The following is a 16,236-nucleotide window of genomic DNA, read 5'->3' as shown; positions in this document are numbered from 1 at the left end:
AAGCCACCTTCAGTCGAGCGTCTGAGGCCGAGAACTATGCACCAGCAGGATGGCGCGTTTCCGACTACTTCCCTGAATCGGATCGGCTGCTTCCGGCTCCGTTGCCGCCATGAACAAGTCTAGGCAGCACATATCTCGTCTAGTCGAATTTTGCCTGGTACCGCTCCTGCGGTGCCCGCCAGCTTTCGATGAAGTCCAGCGGATCGACGCTTTCCATCATTGCTCTCGCGAGAGCCAGACGCTCCTCCAGGCGCTTGCGGCGATCTTCATCATCCGTAGTGTTCAACCGCTTTTCGGCGTCCACGAAAAAGCGCTCTATTGTCATCGCCTTGCCCCACCGTTCAATAATTTCCGCAAGCTGCTGCCGGCTATCGGCTAGTGCCTGAGCCACCTTGCGGGCGTCCTCCTGCTTTAGATAGCGCTCCCACTCCTCCTCTCTTTCTTTCTTCCTCTTCGCGGCCGCCACATCCTCGGCGTCTATAAGGCGCTGAAGCGTGCCCTTGGCCTCTTTCAATGTTTCCACGATTTTTGGGATCAGAGCGCCAAGCGGTTTCTCCCCGGTCTCTTGCCAGCTGACCGACCAGTCGACGCCCTTTTTCGGCGAGTAGGCAATGACCCGAAAGCGCCCGCAGGGCACGTCCTGCTCCCTTGTCCAGGAATGCGTTAGCTGCCAAGGCTTGGCGGATCGGATGAGCCTGCTGTCCTCCCGATGGTATTCGCCATCGAAGTATCGCACCGTCACTCGTTCGGTCATTTCGATGATCGCGAGCCCGATCGGCACCGTCTCGACATAGAGGACGGTAGGTCGATCCGGAGCCCAGATGCTCCCGGAGTGATAGTGACCGTATTTGCGATCCTTGCTCTCAACCTCCTGTTCCTTGATGCGGATGCGATCAAGGCCGTCGGCAGCCGGCGCGATTTGAACGCGGTATCCCTGCTCGTCCAGCGCGAGATAGAGATCGTTGGCGATCGAGAGTGCGCGAAGCAACTGGGTCTCTGAGGAAATCAGATCCGGCAGGATTCTCTTGTAGGGCCTGAGGAACTCGCCCTGTTTAACGTCGCGTGTTTTTCGCATGTGCTCTTCAACGCCGAAGAGCAGCCGATGGCGCACCGGACGATGGGGCTTCGCGGCACCTCTGGCCTTGCGAACAGAGCCTTCCTTCGCGGTTCTCTTTCGTTGAGGCTTTGGGGTTGACGACGTTAGCTCGATCAGTTCCTCCGATGCCTCCGGCAGTGGCGGCAAGTCTACCGGGAGCCCGAGCAATTTACGCGTCCAATATCCCGACCCAGGATAGGGAACCTGATACCGCTTACATATCGATGCTAACACCGTGCCGGAAATTCCGAGCTCTGGAGCGATTTTGCTGAGAGGCCTCTCGCAGACTCGATTGTAAAGCTCAAGGCGTGTCAGTTGCACGGCGAAATAGGACTCAATTCGATCGTGGCCGATATCGCACCGCCAGCAGCGGCTGGTGATGCACATCGCTCGTCATCCGCGTATCAGCGGTTTGGATAACTTTTAAGACAACGTGGCGCCGGCGTATCCATTCATAGTAATCGGCCCAACGTTCGCACTTTGAGCGATGCGATCGACGTCGCAGACCGCCGGTCAAACATTCCCTGTCGACAAGGTGCAGGCTTCCTTCACGACAACTCGGCAGCCATCCAGGCCCTAACCTCACGGCGGTGCGGAACCACTTCCATAATATCCCTGGACAATCGCAATTATCAATTTAAGGGCACACGGTAAATTATTGAGCTAATACAATTGTTTAGCATTGGAGTGCACATTGCAGCAAAGGCTCACAATGTGCCGAGGGCGCGGAAAATCCTAGCAAAAACAACCAACCGACCGCCGCACAATGTGCGCCCTTTTATCTTGCCATCCCCCGCCATCCCGTAAGCGTCCGGTCTCTGCAGCCAGATTGAATAGTGCATTCGCGCGACATGTGGGGGTCCTTCGCAGCATGGAGGATCTCCGGTGAATTTGAGACATTTCCAGAACAAGGCGCGGCAATCCTGGTGGGTGGTTCACTCCAGGCGTGGCAGCGCAGCGGTCTGACGCGGACGGAATATTGCGGCGTGCACCGCCTGACGAAGCACACGCTCGATCGCTGGCTGAAGTACTTCGCGGGCAACGAGGCGGCTCGTAAGCGTGCGGAATATTAGGCGGAATTGCGCCGTCAGAAGCGCCTGGAAGAGCGAGCGAAGCGGCAGAAAAAGCGGGCTCGGCTGCGCTTTCGGTGACCACGGATGTGCGCAACCCTGCTGTCCAGGCGTACTGGGCGATGCATGTCGAAGCGATGAACTGGAGCGGCATGGGTGTTCCCGAATATGCAGCGGCATTGCATCTTTCGCCGACGAGCCTGCGCATATGGCGTGACCGACTAGATGAGGGCGAGGTCGAAATCGACTGGCGGGCGCATCTTCATCCCTCCGCCCGCCCGGCCGTTAGCACTAGTGCTAACGGAACGCCGCCGGAATCGAGCTTGACGGCACCACGAAGCGATGATCCGGCATCACCCCGGCGGTCTATCCGGCGCTTCTTCAGCGATGCGGAAAAGCGCGCCATTGCGCTGGAGAGCGACCGGCCAAGTGTCAGCGTCTCGCAGGTCGCGCGAAAGCACGGGATTGTCACGGGGCTGTTGTTCCGTTGGCGCGCGCAGTTCGGCGTAGCGCAGAAGAAGCGCGCGAAGCTTGCGGCTGTGGCGATGGGCGATGACACCGCGGCGGTGCGCCTTCTGCAGAGCCTGGTACAGCCGCCTGATGGAATGACGGCGATCGATCTGCCTGACGGCCGCCGTGTCTTCGCACCGGCCGGCAGCGATCCGGATGCCGTTCGACAACGCGTCGCGAGTGAAGGAACGACGCCATGATGATCGTGCCGGCGCCACAACGCTGCGCGGGCCGACAGCATGGCTGCCATCAGTTCCTCGGTCAGCGCGTTGTCGGCGACTGCGTCTCGCGCCGCGCATCGATGCGCCCCCAGAAGCTTGCAGTCCTTGCCATGCACGCGCTGCGCTGCGACGGCCGAGCCAGCGCCGGATCGCCGACGTAAAATGGGCCGTCGCCTCCAGATCGCGGGCATGATCACCGCCAACTTTGCGGGCCACCGCGACACAGGTCTCGCGATGGCAGGGGCGTTTGGCGATCTCCTGGCGCATCACCAGCACGAGGGTAGACGTAGCGACCGGTCAGACCTATCGGTCTGCCGCGTCCCGTGGCTTCCCGAATTTGCCGTTAGCGGTCGGTGCGGACAAGTTCAACCCGGCGATTAACGGCCCGCCCTTCCAGTGTATCATTGGCGCTCTTCGGGAACTTCTCACCCTGGCCATCAGTGTCAAGCCGCGCCTCGGCGATGCCGAACTTGACAAGTTCAGCCTTGATGGACGCAGCTCGCTGCTGGGAGAGCTTCAAGTTGACCTTGGGGTCACCGATCGAATCCGTGTGCCCGACGATGCGGAGTGTCCACGATGGATTGTTCTTGAGAGTGACGACCATGTCCTTGAGCAAGGGGGCGGTGTCGCGCTGAATGGTGGCCTTGCCGAAATTAAAGTGGATGCCATAGAGATCGTAGGCCTTCACTGTGGCCAGCGCCTGCTCCATGGCAGCGCGTTGCGAGGCGCCGACCGTGACCTGCACGATGCGCTCCCTGCGCGGCTCCTTTTCACCGCTGAACTGAATATTGTATTGGATCAGCACGGGATTGTTGCGGTTGTCGAGGAAATAGAAATCGCCCTGAGCGGATTTCTGCCCGTTTTTGAATTGCCCCTGGGCGTGGACCGTTGGCACATTGACCTCGTTTTCGTTGACCATGACCTTCATCATCACGCGCGGCTCGGCCAATGAAAGCTGTCCTTGCATGCTGTGCAGCGCGTCGTTGTAGATCAGCGCCGAATTGGCGTGGCCTGAGGTCCTCAATTCGTCGAGAACTGCACCCGAAGTGCCAAGCGACGTGGTGTTGGGAATGACCAGCGGCATCTTGTTGCCGAAACCCAGGACGATCGTTCGGCCCGAGGTCCGGTCAGCGACCACTTGGCGCCGTTTCGCCACGGCGCCGCGAGAACTCGCATAGTCGATATCAATGTTGGCTGTCGTGACGTCGGCGAATTTGATCCACGATTCAGCATCGGGACCATAGGCATTGCCCCAAGCGGTGGTCAGCATCGCGCCGGTGTGGGGCATGAAGGGGCCCAAGGTATATCCTGAGCATTCGCGCTTGTATAACAGGTAAAAAGAAGTGCGCAGGCAACACTTGCTCGCCTGGAGAGTTTTACGATCATGTTCCCAATTCCATAGTGCTGTTTCAACAAATGCCTATTCCCGGCTGCTGCGGCGAAGCCAGCGCACCGGCAGGCCTACCAGCATTTGCATATCGCGACCTGCCATGCGTTGACATTTGGGGACACGGCTTCGCTGCCGGGTCGTCAATGTACGTGGAGGGACGACATAGCGCGGCGCCGGACAGACCTTCCGCCGCGATGCAACACTGTGCCGTTGACCGAAATTTCACGCCCGAGGCTCGCAACCTATTCGCGTGGACAGTCCTGCGGCGGGCGGCACGCCTCGCAACCCCAGCGACTTTGCCGGGATCCCGCCGAGTATCGCGATTATCGCTCTCCCAGCCACCAGTATGCTTGGCCCAAAATGTCAAGCGCGCTGGGCCCTTTTGCTTTAGAAGACGCTTGATGCGTCGACTGAAGGAGCGCGCTAGGATGGTTCGGGTGGTTGGCTTCCTGCTCCGGCGTGTGCCAAGCCCGGCATGCTGATCGGCAAGCGGAACCCGCGGCCAGTTGCGCGCGTGGTACGGTCGTTTTCGAACGTTGCAAGTCTCCCGCTGGGTGACAAAGAGGGCCGGCGAAAGCCGGGCATCTTGTGTGCGCCTGGCTCATCCGTTCACGCAAACAAGTCGCATGGCGGTGTGTCGGCATCCAAGGGACTGAGCCAAAAGTCCGGCGAGGCGGCATTTGGGCGCCACGTTCGCCGCTTGTGCATGATCTGCTTATGTGCCTTGCGCTTGTTGTCGCCGGCCTTCGCGCAGGGCGATGGCGAGGACGAGGAGGAAGAAGATAGCGCCGTGTGCGACATCGATGTCGGCGGGTCCGGCTCGGAAAGCAAATCGCTCAGCACCACAGATGGCACAGGTTCGCATCGCTACCTCGTCCACGGCGTTTGCTACGATCTATCCGGAAGCCTGCAGGGCACTTTGCAACACACCAATGCTCCGGAGCCGCATTTGGGGCCAGGTTCAAGAACCGCCCGGACTTTCAGCTCCGAAGCGGATTTGCGCCTTGCAGCTGCGCGGTTGACGGAATCAGGACCGTTCAAGTTCGTCTTCGGTACTTCCTGGAGCTATAACACCGATGATGGTTTCGATGCAGCGCCCACCTTGTCCGAAGCAACCATCGAATACGCGGGGGTAAAAGTTGGCTACGCTGAATCCCTCATGAACGCCTGGTCGGGCGATTTCCAGTTCACCGCGTCGTCGCCGTCGCTGAGTAGTTATCTGGCTTCCTACAAATACGAGATCACCGACGACCTGTCTTCCTCTGTGGCGGTCGAGGCCGGTCCTCCGACCAGCCGCGGTGCAACCACCTGGGAATTCCCCAAGACGCCGCCGTATTTCACCGCGCAACTCCATTACGAAAAAGACGACTGGATCATGCAGGTTTCGGCGGCCGCTCATCGGCAAGAGACGCCGGCCGCGCCGTTGCTCGATTTGTCGGCCGGCAGCCGGTTCGGTTGGGCAGCGACAGCCGGCCTTACAGCGCCGGTTAGATTTGCCGGCGAAGACGACAACTTCAGCGCGGGCCTTGCCTATTCGGTAGACGCTCCTGCTTTCCTTGGCACCGCGGCCGACGCCGCCGCTTTCGCCGCGCGCTTCCCCACCGTCGGCCCGATACAGGGCTGGAGCGCGGTGGCTTCGTACCATCATAAATGGTCGGACAAATGGGAGTCGAACGCGTTTGTAAGCTACGTCGCGGTGAATCTCGACCTGTTCGCGACCAACCCCTCGATCAGAACCAAGCGATACGGCGTGAATTTGATCTTTCGGCCCGCGGAAAAGTGGACGATCGGCGCGGAAGTGGATGCGCTTAGCACACATGCCGCGCTCAACGGCGCGGTCGGTCTTATTCCTGGTGCCAATCTGAAAGGGACTACGGACTTCCTGTGGGTTACACGTGAATTTTGATCAGTTCGCTATAGCGCGATCGTCAAAGCTGTTGCCACACGGGTCTTCGACTTTCCTCCGCGCCATGACAGCAAGGACCCCGAGAAACCTATCCTGCTATCTGGTGGGCGTTTCGGATCTTCGGCTGAAGCTTCTGGGCGGCATCCCCGCCCAGGACCGAAAGGCTCGCGTGAAGGCCGAGAGCTCGGAATAGCCAATTGCGTGAGCAATTTCGGTGAGTTTGAGATCAGTGTCCCGTAGCAGACGGAGCGCCATGCTAAATCGGGCCCGCTCCATCAGTTCTTCGAATGTGTGCCCTTGCTGAGCCAGGCGCCGATGAAGCGTGCGTCGCGTTAGCGCCATATCTTCCGCGATCTTGGTAACTTTGCACGTGGCGTGGCTGAGCAAGTTGCGCACGCATTGTGCGACTACCTGCTCAGCCAGCGCCGCGCTTTGAAGCTCCCCTGCCGTCGCTGTCAGCGTGTTGCTGGCCCCCACGGGAGCGACCAACCAACGCTTGGCGAATCGCAAGCCGGCAGCAGGTTGATTGAAGGCGATCGGGCAGCGGAAGGCGACTCCATAGGGCCGAGCGTCGAGAGGCGCGCGGCGCGCTAAGGAAACCTGCGTCGGCCGCCACTGAGGTCCGCACAGCTCACGAATAATCGAATACGCCAATGCGGTGCTTGCATCCGATATTTGCTCGCCTCTGACCACCCGGGAATCGATAGCGATGTGCCGCAACTCGACATCTTCGCCACAGTCCTGCAGCGCCATCACCAGTCCTCGATCCTGTTTTGCCGAATGACGCACGGCAATTAAAAGCGCGCTTCCAAGATTTGGCGCCTTGGCCATTTCACCGCCAAGCGCGCCAAGCACGTTCAACCGCGCCTGAATTCCGAGAGCCAGCCCGAAACATTCGCACCCTGTTGCGCGGGCGCACTCCACCAGGAAGCAGGAATATTCATCATAGGGAACGGGATTGTCAGGACTTTCGAACAGACTGAGATCGAATCCGTATTTCCGGACAAAAATGCTTGGGTCGATCCCCGCGCCGCGCAGCATTCGCGGTATGTGAATTCCGACGCTGGTGCGTACCGAATATGTGACCGCCTCAGCTTGCGGCGCGGCATCGCGTCGAGCCATGGTTCGAATACCCCAACTTTGACAGTACACGTCGGCGGCTTGCCCTAGATCGTGGCGGCTCCGTCGCATCGGCGAGCAGCGCCGCCGTTCGGCGCTGCTGTTATCTCTACCTTCCAAGCCCAACAGCTTTCAGTTGTGGGACTGGGCTTCGCCCGCGCCAGCCACAGCGCGGCGATCCAGAACAAATGGATCTGCTTCCGCGCAAACCGGAACGGTGGGACCGCGGAAGGCTAGCATGGTCGCAACGGACGGGCGCATCGCGCCTCTTCCGGAGCACTATTGCCAGAAGCCACCCGAAGTCACTGTATGTTGACGACGACGTAGCGCCCGCTGGAGGCCTGATAGTACTTGCCGCCACAGTGCCACAGCACGGGGCCGTAGACGGTGGTCTTCACACACGCGGCCGGAAGGCTGGTCACGTAGATATTCGTCCGGACGATTGCTCGGCGGGTGGTGCGCCTCGCAACGCCAGCAACGCTGCCGGGCGTGAGCGGATGGCCAACTCGCGCCTGCGCCTCGCCAACGAAAGAGGGGAGCGGTACAACTGTGTCGATCAGTCCGCCAAAAATCATGGCGACGGCGATCGCGGCAGCACCACCGGGCAATCTCAAGCTAAGTCTTGTCATCGTTCATCCTCTCTATAAGTCAAATACCTGCGGCAAGCGCTACTTGGCCGTCAGGATCTTTATCGGCGCCGCGACGGGTAAAGTGAGAACGCGGGTCGTCGCGCCGGCCAGCCCGCCTTCTTCCTGATCTGGAATCCCCTGCGCCAGGACCTTTCGAAGATCCGGCGCAATTTCCGCGACTTGCGCGAACTTGCCGTGATTGGTCGCATCGGTGGCTTTCACATCAGACAAGTCGACGACTATCGCGCCGAGATTTGCGAGTTCCGTCGTGTTGCTGCTCGCCCCAATCCGATCTTTGCCGCCAGCGATAAGTCTCGACAGACCCAATGCTTTGTCGTCGCGCGAGACAATGATCAAAAACGGCTTTTTTGGTTTCCCAATTCGCTGCATTTCCGATTTGAATACGTCCTCATCAATATCGGGGGCGGCGAGTATCACCGTACCAAGCTTGCTGGCGGAAGCGACGTTTCCCGATATCTTGATTTGCCGAAATGCCTCGACGGTCACCCAGTTGCCCATGGAATGCGCGAGGACGTTGATTTCATCGGCATCGCTGGCCAGCAAAAGGCGCAGCGTCCGCTCCAATCCGTCGCGAGCGATGGTCGCGCTGTTGTTGTCATACACGTAGTCCAGTGTCTTGCCCCGCGAGGCCCAACTGAAGAAGACGGGAACGCTAGGCGCATGGGAATCATGAACGACTTGCGCGAAGCGATAGAGCCCTTCGGCAAACAGCGTGTTGTAACCATGTACAAAGAGCAGGACCTTGCGCTGGCCTTTGGGCTGCGCCTTCAAACGCTGGTTCAACTCGGCCAGAAACTGCTTGTCGTTCGGCAGGAGTTCGCCATCTCGCGTGACAAAATCCGTTTGGGCATTTCCCGGCTTCGAGGAAGGCCATTCGACATTGCCAGCCTTATGGTTCGGCGGAACGCTGACGATGATCGACGCAAAGTTCAGGGCAGACGACCGTTCACCATCGAAGTAAGTTCCTGGTCGAGCATCGCGCGCTCGAGTGGTGGCAACGAGGATGGCATGCGAACTCGCACCTTGAGCTACGGAGGTATTCGACAATAGGGCCCCGCTCTCAGGCCTGCTTGCGCAAGCCGAGAGGCCGACGAGGCTGAGTGCGCAAGCAAAGGATACTGCCAGGCTTCGCCTTGCTCGCATGTTCAATCCCACCAGTCCCCCGCAGCGATTTACCAGCTTCATTGTTTCGTGCACCCGATGTCATCCTCGAGAAGGCGACCGTGCCTTCCCGCGCCGAGCTTTGGCTGTTATCGGAAACAAGTCGTCGCGCGCTTCGATGTCGTAGCGCTACGCGACTTGCGTAAGGTCAACTCCAGACACAATCCGATCTCCGATCCCAATACAGGGTCGGCAGCCTCACTGATCGCGATCACTCCCGAAAAGTGGCCCGGGAACCCGCTTACGTTTCGAGTGCCCCGGAAGGAAGGTAACTAACTGTATCCTACGGGCAGACCCCCGCAGTTCCTGGTCAGAAATTGATTTCGGCAGGCGGGCTTTGGGATCAGCAACAAATCGCCATCCTAGAACCGCATGACCAGGCCCATGATCGGGCCCTGTTGCACGACATCGAAGACGAACCCGTCATTGTCGTAGTTGACGCCCAAGGCGCGATAGCCGACGACCGCCGAAAACCGATCGTTGAACCGATAGCCCAGCGCGGCCGCGACGTCCCAATCGACATTGGCGGCACCTGCTCCCACCATTCCCCAACCCGTGACATAGATCTCGGGTGTGAGCGAATAGTTCGCACGAACACCAACCAGCCCGTCTACCCAGGTCTTGCCATCACTGGCGGAGCGGCCGTCAAGGATCCCCCCATGGAAGTCAAGGTCCGTATCCACGGACCAGACCCTCATGGCGCCGACCACATCGAGACGTCCAGCGTCACTCTGGAGAACTGAATAACCAACTCCCCCCAGACCTGAAAAAGTTTGGGACGTGAGATCGACGCTGTCTGCCAAGATGCCCTTAGGCGTTCCATTGCCGGCGGAAATCTTGACATATTGGAGGTCGCCGAAAATGCTGTAGCGGTCGTAGCGTGCCTCGATGACGGCCATGGCCGCGAAATCAAGATTTTTCAGTATGTCGCCAAAATTAGAATCAACCTCGACGGAGGGCAAACCGAACTGCCCCACGTCACCCGAGAGCCCAGCCGCCCAGAAATACGGCGCGGCGCTGAACGTCCATCCCTGCTCGGTCACGACTGGCTTCAGGTCCGGCGTCACCGGGGAGACCAGATCGGCCGCGCCCGCGTTATTGGCAAGGCAAAGGATATAAAGCGCTGCATATCCGCCAGTCACCGTCCGACAGAAAGTTTTCATGATCTTTGCTCGGTTCTGAGTCGGGCTCGCAGTCCCGGTTTCATTGGAAGGCTTAGTCGACATAGACCACGACGTAGCGACCGCCGTACGGCTGACAGTAGACACCACCGCATTGCGACATACCATTGACACTTGTTGTGCAATTGCCATCGAATCCCGAAGCTCCCGAATGGCGGAAAATTGCAAACTGACCGCCGACCAGTTCTAACGATTCGTGGCGCTCACCGTGGCGGCGGCCGAGGATTGACACCGCAGCTTCGAGCAGCCTCCGAGTCCCCCACCGCTTCCGCGACTTCTCCAACCAGCCGATCCACGAGTTCCTGCCATTCGGCTCGTCGAGCCTCGACCAACGCCGTTGTTGTGGTCTTGTCGACGCTTGAAAGCGCCAGTTCCGCGTCCGCAAGCTCCTCGCATATCTCCAGAAAGCTCTCACTCCGGACAACCAGTCGGTGGATCGCCAACTCAAACTGCGGAAAGCGGCGTACTGCCGCTAGGATAGCTTTTTGTCTCTCGGACGGTTCTTCTTGTTTGGCCATATTTGTTGATCTGACTGAGACCCGATCGAAATTAACGATATTTTCAATTTGTGACGTGAGTGAATTCTATATTGCCCAAAGCCAGCAGCGGAATGTAAATTACGTGGGAGACCATGTAGTCATCGGTCGCGCGAGGGGTCAGTGAACAAGCCTGAAACATCCTTCACGGGGGAGCCTGCTCTCCCTGTTGAGAGCTGCCGCGCCCAGCTTGCCCTGATCCTCGGCAGCGCGGATTTCGATGCCACCGGCCGGGAGCACCGTTTCCTTAGCTACGTGGTCGAAGAAGCGTTATCCGGGCGTGGCGATCGCATTAAGGCTTATACCGTCGCAGTCGAAGTGTTCGGCCGCGGCCAATCATTCGACCCTCAGACGGACCCGATCGTCCGCATTGAGGCCGGCCATCTTCGTCGGGCGCTGGAACGCTACTACCTGACCTCAGGACAAGGGGATCCTGTACTCATAACCATTCCCAAGGGTGGATATGTTCCTTCTTTCGCACGCCGGGCGGAAACCCAGTTAGCGCTTCTTCCAGCCCCCCTTGTCAAGCCAGTCATAGAGCGCCCGCCCCTGTGGAGAACCCGGCCGCGACTGCTAACAGCCGTGCTCATGCTCCTTCTGGCGATCGTGGCGTCTGTATCGGCCTGGTGGTGGGGGCCCGCCCGACACGGCGGGCCAGAAAAGCCCCGCGTGCTTGTGCAGGCGTTTGACAATCTGGGCGGCACTCAGGCCGCAGGCGTGGTTGCAAGTGGATTGAAGGAGGAAATTGTCGAGCAACTTTCCAAGTTCAGAGACTTGCAGGTTATGGAATCAGCCCCGAAGCCGGACGATGCGTCCTTGGCGCCACCACGATTTGAGATCGCTGGCAGTGTCACGCTGTCGGACGAAGCCTTTCAGCTTCGGGTCCGGCTCATCAATCGCGGCACTGGGTCGGTAATTTGGGCAAATAGCTACGACGGTCCATTGAAAGTCTCGGCATTTCGGGACACGCAAAAGGAAATTGCGCGCAGCGTAGCGCAAAATCTGGCTCAGGTTTACGGCGTGATCTTCCAAGCGGACGAGGATCTCGACGTGAGCAACGCTCCCGATGATTGGGTGGCCTATAATTGTACACTTTCTTTTTATGCATATCGGCTGGGCGTTGATCCGGAGCGCCGTCCCGCTGTGCGTACATGCCTCGAGAAAGCCGTGGATCGCTTCCCCAGCTACGCCACGGCGTGGGGTCTGCTGTCATTGATCTATGTCGATGACTACCGATTTGGATTTTCGCCCGATGGGACGCCCCCGGCATCAGCGCTTGAGCGCGCTTTCGCTGCCGCCCAGCACGCCGTGGCACTCGATCCCCTAAATTTGCCGGCGCGCCAAGCAAAAATGCTGGCTCTGTATTTCGACGGACAGATTGATGCCGCGTTGGAGCTAGGCGAGCAAAGCTTGAAACTCAACTCCAACGACACCGAGTTCCTGAGCGAATATGGCGAGCGCCTGGCAGTTTCGGGAAAATGGAAGGAAGGTTGCGCGAGGATAGCGGTGTCGCGTCAGTTAAATCCCGGAGCCTCAGCCAACTATGAGGCGGACTTGGCTCTTTGCTCCTATTTTGACGGCGACTATGCGCAAGCAGCAACATGGCTAAAGAGAACCCCCTCCCCGATGAATCCGATCTATCATTTGATTGGTGCTGCGATAAACGGTGAGGCAGGGAACGTTGCGGAAGCCCACCGCGAGAGCGAATGGCTTCGGCAGAATCTACCGGCATTGGTGAAAAACCTGCGGGAGCAGGTGTCGATGCGTTTGGCTCGCCCACAAGATGTCGAGACCTTTCTCGGCTCGCTTAGAAAAGCTGGTCTTGTGATCCCTGATTGACTGGCCCGCTGCCGGTTTTGGACGCGCAGTCAGGCTAGCGCAGCTTGCTCCTCGACAGGTTGAGATAGTCCCGTGTCGAGTGCCGTCGCCGAGGATTGTTGAAGCGCTCGATGTAATCGAACACGCCCGCCCTGGCGTCATCCCTCGTCCTCTACCTTGAGTGCCGTGCGCTCGGCTCTGCATTCCTCCAATACCGTCAAACGCCTTCTCGGTGTCCAGGAAGCGGCAGCAGGCCAGATCGCATTTTTAGCGGGTAGCCTACAGTTAGTTACCTTCCGACCAAGAGGACAATGCCCCAACGTAGGTGGGTGATGCATTGCTCCCGTCAATGCACAACTGCGGTCCGGCAGACGGCATTGCTCGAAAAGCACGAAGCCGGGCGACTTCGGGAAGCGGACTGAAGACGGCCTCGGATGGAAACAACAATGCTCGACAGCGTCGCGCTCATTACCCTGATTATCGTGCTTTTGCTGGTTGCCTACGGCGCGGTCGCTGTCTGGGCAATCCCTTACGAGATCGCCAAGGCCCGCAACCATCCACATCAGGACGCGATCGGTGCTGCAACCTGGGTCAGCCTCCTTACCTTGGGGGCACTGTGGCCTTTCCTATGGATCTGGGCGTTCCTCTACCACGCAGATCGCGGCTGGGGACTTTCACCGGCCGCGGCTTTGGGAAATTCCGCCGAAACCTCCCAACTCGACAGACGGCATTCAGCGCTTGAGCAGGTCGCGGAGTAGACGCAATGGGTGCACTTCTCCTGCTAGGCTATGCGGCGATCTGCGTTGTCGTCTTCAAAGTCATGCGTCTGCCGGTCAACAAATGGACCGCGACCACCGCATGCCTGGGAGGTGTGGTGGTCGTCGGCGGGCTACTCGCAATCATTAACTACAATCATCCGTTTACGACGGAAGCACGCCTCTATTTCTTCACCACGCCCATCATTCCCGAAGTGAAAGGCCGTGTGGTCGAGGTTCCAGTTGAGCCAAACCTCGCCCTCAAGAAGGGCGACGTCCTGTTCAAGATCGATCCGGAGCCGTACAAATTCGTCGTTGCGCAGAAAGAAGCTGCCGTCGCGGAAGCGGAACAGGGGGTCAAGCAGCTGAAGTCGTCGCAGGACCAAGCTGCCGCCAGTGTTGCAAAAGCCGAGGCGCAGCTCGAGTTGGCCCAGCAGGCCTTCGATCGCCAAACACAACTTCTCGAAAAAAAGGTGGTTGCGCAGGCTACTGTCGATACGGCGTCTCATAACCTTGAGGCGGCCAACCAGTCGCTGGCCGAGAGTCAAGCGGCGCTGGAACGCGCTCGATTGGCCTATTTGTCGGAGATCGGCGGCGTAAATACGACGGTCGCCAGATTGACGGCCGACTTGCGCGACGCCGAATACGACCTCGATCAAACGGTGGTGAGAGCACCAACCGCCGGCTACGTAACCCAGCTTTTCCTCCGCCCCGGCATGATGGCGGGAACGGCACCGGCGCTGATCTTTATTCACGAGGGCGACAGGGTTTTTGCAGCAGCTTTCCCGCAGGCTGTCGTTCAACGTCTGACCGTTGGCTCGGAAGCCGAGATCGCGTTCGATGCAATTCCCGGGAAGGTATTTCAGGGCAAGGTCAGCGGGGTTGCAGATGCAGTTTCGCAAGGTCAGCTGCAAGCAAGCCCCACTCTTCTCAATCCTGAGGATCGCGGACAGACCCAGGGCCTCGCGCTCGTCGGCATCCAAATAACGGATGATGTTTCGGGTTACCAACTGCCTGCCGGATCGACAGCTCAGGTCGCCGTGTACAGCACCCATATGGCGTCGGTCGCGGTCGTTCGGCGAATCCTGCTGCGGATGAAAAGTTGGATGAACTACATTGTCTGAATGATGGAAGGGAATCTGCGATTACTTTACGTCAGTTGGAACTATGCCTTGTGCATCTTCTCGCTGCGTGTGAGTCTGCCAGAAATTATTCAACATCTTTAGAGGGAATAGACGACGATGCTTCGGTATGGTATGCGATCTTTTGCTTTAGTCGGTGCAAGTTTGCTTGCGATGAATATCGCGTTAGCTCAGGAGGGAAACACCCCGGGCTACAATCACAAAATTCCAGACAAGATCATGACGCCCGACAAGGTCGAGACGTCGATCGGAACGCTGAACTTCTTCGACGGGATGCCGGACGACGCAACGGTCGGCAAACTCTATGACAATCTCGATATTATGCGCGGCGTGGAGACATTCCTCAACGGCATTCCTGCGACCTCCATCGAGGGGCTTCGTCTCGGTCACCTGGAACTGGGCGCCGACACCCCCAACAAGGCGCTCATTCTTGACCAGTTGCTGGACTCCGCGCCGCTGTTCCTGACTGGCAACACCGATACCGTCTATTGCAGCGTGTTCCTCGATCTTGCGAAGGACGGGCCAACCGTCGTCGAGATTCCCGCCGGCTCCGGCCCCGGTACGGTCAACGATGCCTATTTCCGCTTCGTGACCGACATGGGCGGCCCGGGTCCCGATCGAGGAAAGGGTGGCAAGTACCTGATCCTTCCGCCTGACTACAAGGGTGATCTCAATCCGCCTGTCGGCGGCATGGAGGCCAAGGTCAACGGTCAGAAGTATTTTGTCTCAAAGTCGACCAGCTACGTGAACTGGCTGATCCTGCGCGGTTTCCTGGTCGACGGAAAGACCGACGCCTCGGTGGCATCGTTCAAGAAGGGCCTGAAGGTCTATCCGCTCAACAAACGCGACAACCCGCCGAAGATGGAATTCATCAGCGGATCGCAGAAGCCGTGGAACACCATCCACGCCAACGACTACGAGTTCTATGAAGAGCTCCACACGGTCATCGAACGTGAGCCGAGCTCGATGCTCGACCCCGAAATGCTGGGCCTGTTTGCCTCTGTCGGCATTCAGAAGGGAAAGCCCTTCAAACCGGACGAACGGATGAAGAAGCTGCTGGTCGAAGCGGTCGCTGTCGGCAACGCAACCGCCCGCGCACTGGTGTTCCGCCCGCGCTTGGACGACGTCCAACTCTATCCGAACAGCGCCTGGAACGTGGCCTTCGTGGGCGGCAGCTATCAATGGCTCCGAGACGAAGGCAAGGGCGGCCGCAATCTCGACGCCAGGACCCTCTACTTCTACCAAGCGACGGTCAACACGCCTGCCATGGTGCAGAAAATGGTCGGCGTCGGTTCCCAATACGCCTATGCCGCGACCGACCGGAACGGCGACTATCTGGACGGCGCCAAGACCTATAGGCTCCACGTTCCCGCTAATCCGCCGGCCAAGGATTTCTGGTCCGTGGTGATCTACGATCCGCAGACGCGCTCGGAGCTTCAGACGGGCCAGACCTTCCCGAGCAAGAATAACAAGCGCGACAAGCTCATCGAGAATTCCGACGGTTCGGTCGACCTCTATTTCGGCCCGACCGCGCCGGAGGGAAAGGAAGCGAACTGGATCCAAACCGTTCCCGGCAAGGGTTGGTACACGCTGCTTCGGCTTTATGGCCCGCTCGAACCCTGGTTCGACAAGACCTGGCGGCCGGGTGAGTTCGAGGTGGTCAAGTAACAGGGGTACGCGT

Annotated in this window: 14 protein-coding genes; 8 read left to right on the top strand and 6 right to left on the bottom strand. The window is 58.9% G+C overall.

All coding sequences use genetic code 11. From position 1 onward, the window contains the following. Nucleotides 1-139: 139 nt before the first annotated feature. The gene (locus LB572_RS29575; RefSeq protein ID WP_224670217.1) at nt 140-1,483 is read right to left on the bottom strand and encodes a hypothetical protein; all 1,344 of its coding nucleotides are present in this window, start codon (nt 1,481-1,483) and stop codon (nt 140-142) included. Between the two features lie 464 nt (nt 1,484-1,947). Between LB572_RS29575 and tnpA (LB572_RS34770) the strand changes: the two genes are divergently transcribed. The 3 genes from tnpA (LB572_RS34770) (at nt 1,948) to LB572_RS29565 (ending at nt 3,058) form a co-directional block, all read left to right on the top strand. After that, a complete protein-coding gene (gene tnpA / locus LB572_RS34770; protein ID WP_412033606.1) occupies nt 1,948-2,169 on the top strand; it encodes an IS66 family insertion sequence element accessory protein TnpA in 222 nt (73 codons plus the stop codon). A gap of 74 nt (nt 2,170-2,243) precedes the next feature. Then, complete coding sequence (gene tnpA, locus LB572_RS29570) at nt 2,244-2,876, top strand: IS66-like element accessory protein TnpA (RefSeq protein ID WP_224670216.1); 633 nt, start codon at nt 2,244-2,246, stop codon at nt 2,874-2,876. Beyond that, nucleotides 2,873-3,058: a hypothetical protein gene (locus LB572_RS29565; RefSeq protein ID WP_224670215.1), complete on the top strand. Its 186-nt coding sequence runs from the start codon at nt 2,873-2,875 to the stop codon at nt 3,056-3,058. The genes tnpA (LB572_RS29570) and LB572_RS29565 overlap by 4 nt, the downstream gene beginning before the upstream one ends. Nucleotides 3,059-3,240: 182 nt before the next feature. On the opposite strand, the gene LB572_RS29560 is transcribed toward LB572_RS29565, so the two are convergent. Next, nucleotides 3,241-4,185, bottom strand: a complete 945-nt coding sequence (locus tag LB572_RS29560; protein ID WP_224670214.1) for an OmpA family protein — start codon at nt 4,183-4,185, stop codon at nt 3,241-3,243. Between the two features lie 577 nt (nt 4,186-4,762). Here LB572_RS29560 and LB572_RS29555 point away from each other — a divergent pair. Continuing rightward, nucleotides 4,763-6,193, top strand: coding sequence for a porin (locus tag LB572_RS29555; RefSeq protein WP_224670213.1), 1,431 nt, complete (start codon nt 4,763-4,765; stop codon nt 6,191-6,193). Between the two features lie 96 nt (nt 6,194-6,289). Here LB572_RS29555 and LB572_RS29550 read toward each other — a convergent pair whose 3' ends face one another. From LB572_RS29550 to LB572_RS29535, 4 genes are all read right to left on the bottom strand, one after another. After that, nucleotides 6,290-7,315, bottom strand: coding sequence for an AraC family transcriptional regulator (locus LB572_RS29550; protein ID WP_224670211.1), 1,026 nt, complete (start codon nt 7,313-7,315; stop codon nt 6,290-6,292). Between the two features lie 299 nt (nt 7,316-7,614). Further along, nucleotides 7,615-7,941: a hypothetical protein gene (locus LB572_RS29545; RefSeq protein ID WP_412033605.1), complete on the bottom strand. Its 327-nt coding sequence runs from the start codon at nt 7,939-7,941 to the stop codon at nt 7,615-7,617. Between the two features lie 39 nt (nt 7,942-7,980). After that, a complete protein-coding gene (locus LB572_RS29540; protein WP_224670210.1) occupies nt 7,981-9,009 on the bottom strand; it encodes an alpha/beta hydrolase in 1,029 nt (342 codons plus the stop codon). Nucleotides 9,010-9,485: 476 nt separating this feature from the next. Beyond that, nucleotides 9,486-10,286 (bottom strand): hypothetical protein, encoded by an 801-nt coding sequence (locus LB572_RS29535; protein WP_224670209.1) that lies wholly within the window; start codon nt 10,284-10,286, stop codon nt 9,486-9,488. Between the two features lie 677 nt (nt 10,287-10,963). On the opposite strand from LB572_RS29535, the gene LB572_RS29530 reads away from it, so the two are divergent. The 4 genes from LB572_RS29530 (at nt 10,964) to LB572_RS29515 (ending at nt 16,223) form a co-directional block, all read left to right on the top strand. Continuing rightward, complete coding sequence (locus LB572_RS29530; RefSeq protein ID WP_224670208.1) at nt 10,964-12,679, top strand: hypothetical protein; 1,716 nt, start codon at nt 10,964-10,966, stop codon at nt 12,677-12,679. Between the two features lie 425 nt (nt 12,680-13,104). Further along, on the top strand, nt 13,105-13,416 hold the full coding sequence (locus tag LB572_RS29525) for a DUF3302 domain-containing protein (RefSeq protein WP_224670207.1): 312 nt from the start codon (nt 13,105-13,107) through the stop codon (nt 13,414-13,416). A gap of 5 nt (nt 13,417-13,421) precedes the next feature. Then, a complete protein-coding gene (locus LB572_RS29520; RefSeq protein ID WP_224670206.1) occupies nt 13,422-14,537 on the top strand; it encodes an HlyD family secretion protein in 1,116 nt (371 codons plus the stop codon). A 117-nt stretch (nt 14,538-14,654) separates the two neighbouring features. Next, nucleotides 14,655-16,223 (top strand): DUF1254 domain-containing protein, encoded by a 1,569-nt coding sequence (locus LB572_RS29515; protein WP_224670205.1) that lies wholly within the window; start codon nt 14,655-14,657, stop codon nt 16,221-16,223. The last annotated feature ends 13 nt before the right edge of the window (nt 16,224-16,236 follow it).

This window comes from Mesorhizobium sp. BH1-1-5 (assembly GCF_020165615.1).
Classification (GTDB): Bacteria; Pseudomonadota; Alphaproteobacteria; order Rhizobiales; family Rhizobiaceae; genus Mesorhizobium.
This window is presented reverse-complemented; position numbering and strand designations above follow the sequence as displayed.

Coding starts and splice junctions, on each gene's coding strand:
- LB572_RS29575 (WP_224670217.1), bottom strand. CDS start 1,483: ATGTGCATCACCAGCCGCTGCTGGCGGTGCGATATCGGCCACGATCGA.
- tnpA (WP_412033606.1), top strand. CDS start 1,948: ATGTGGGGGTCCTTCGCAGCATGGAGGATCTCCGGTGAATTTGAGACA.
- LB572_RS29565 (WP_224670215.1), top strand. CDS start 2,873: ATGATGATCGTGCCGGCGCCACAACGCTGCGCGGGCCGACAGCATGGC.
- LB572_RS29560 (WP_224670214.1), bottom strand. CDS start 4,185: ATGCCCCACACCGGCGCGATGCTGACCACCGCTTGGGGCAATGCCTAT.
- LB572_RS29555 (WP_224670213.1), top strand. CDS start 4,763: ATGCTGATCGGCAAGCGGAACCCGCGGCCAGTTGCGCGCGTGGTACGG.
- LB572_RS29550 (WP_224670211.1), bottom strand. CDS start 7,315: ATGGCTCGACGCGATGCCGCGCCGCAAGCTGAGGCGGTCACATATTCG.
- LB572_RS29545 (WP_412033605.1), bottom strand. CDS start 7,941: ATGACAAGACTTAGCTTGAGATTGCCCGGTGGTGCTGCCGCGATCGCC.
- LB572_RS29535 (WP_224670209.1), bottom strand. CDS start 10,286: ATGAAAACTTTCTGTCGGACGGTGACTGGCGGATATGCAGCGCTTTAT.
- LB572_RS29525 (WP_224670207.1), top strand. CDS start 13,105: ATGCTCGACAGCGTCGCGCTCATTACCCTGATTATCGTGCTTTTGCTG.
- LB572_RS29520 (WP_224670206.1), top strand. CDS start 13,422: ATGGGTGCACTTCTCCTGCTAGGCTATGCGGCGATCTGCGTTGTCGTC.
- LB572_RS29515 (WP_224670205.1), top strand. CDS start 14,655: ATGCTTCGGTATGGTATGCGATCTTTTGCTTTAGTCGGTGCAAGTTTG.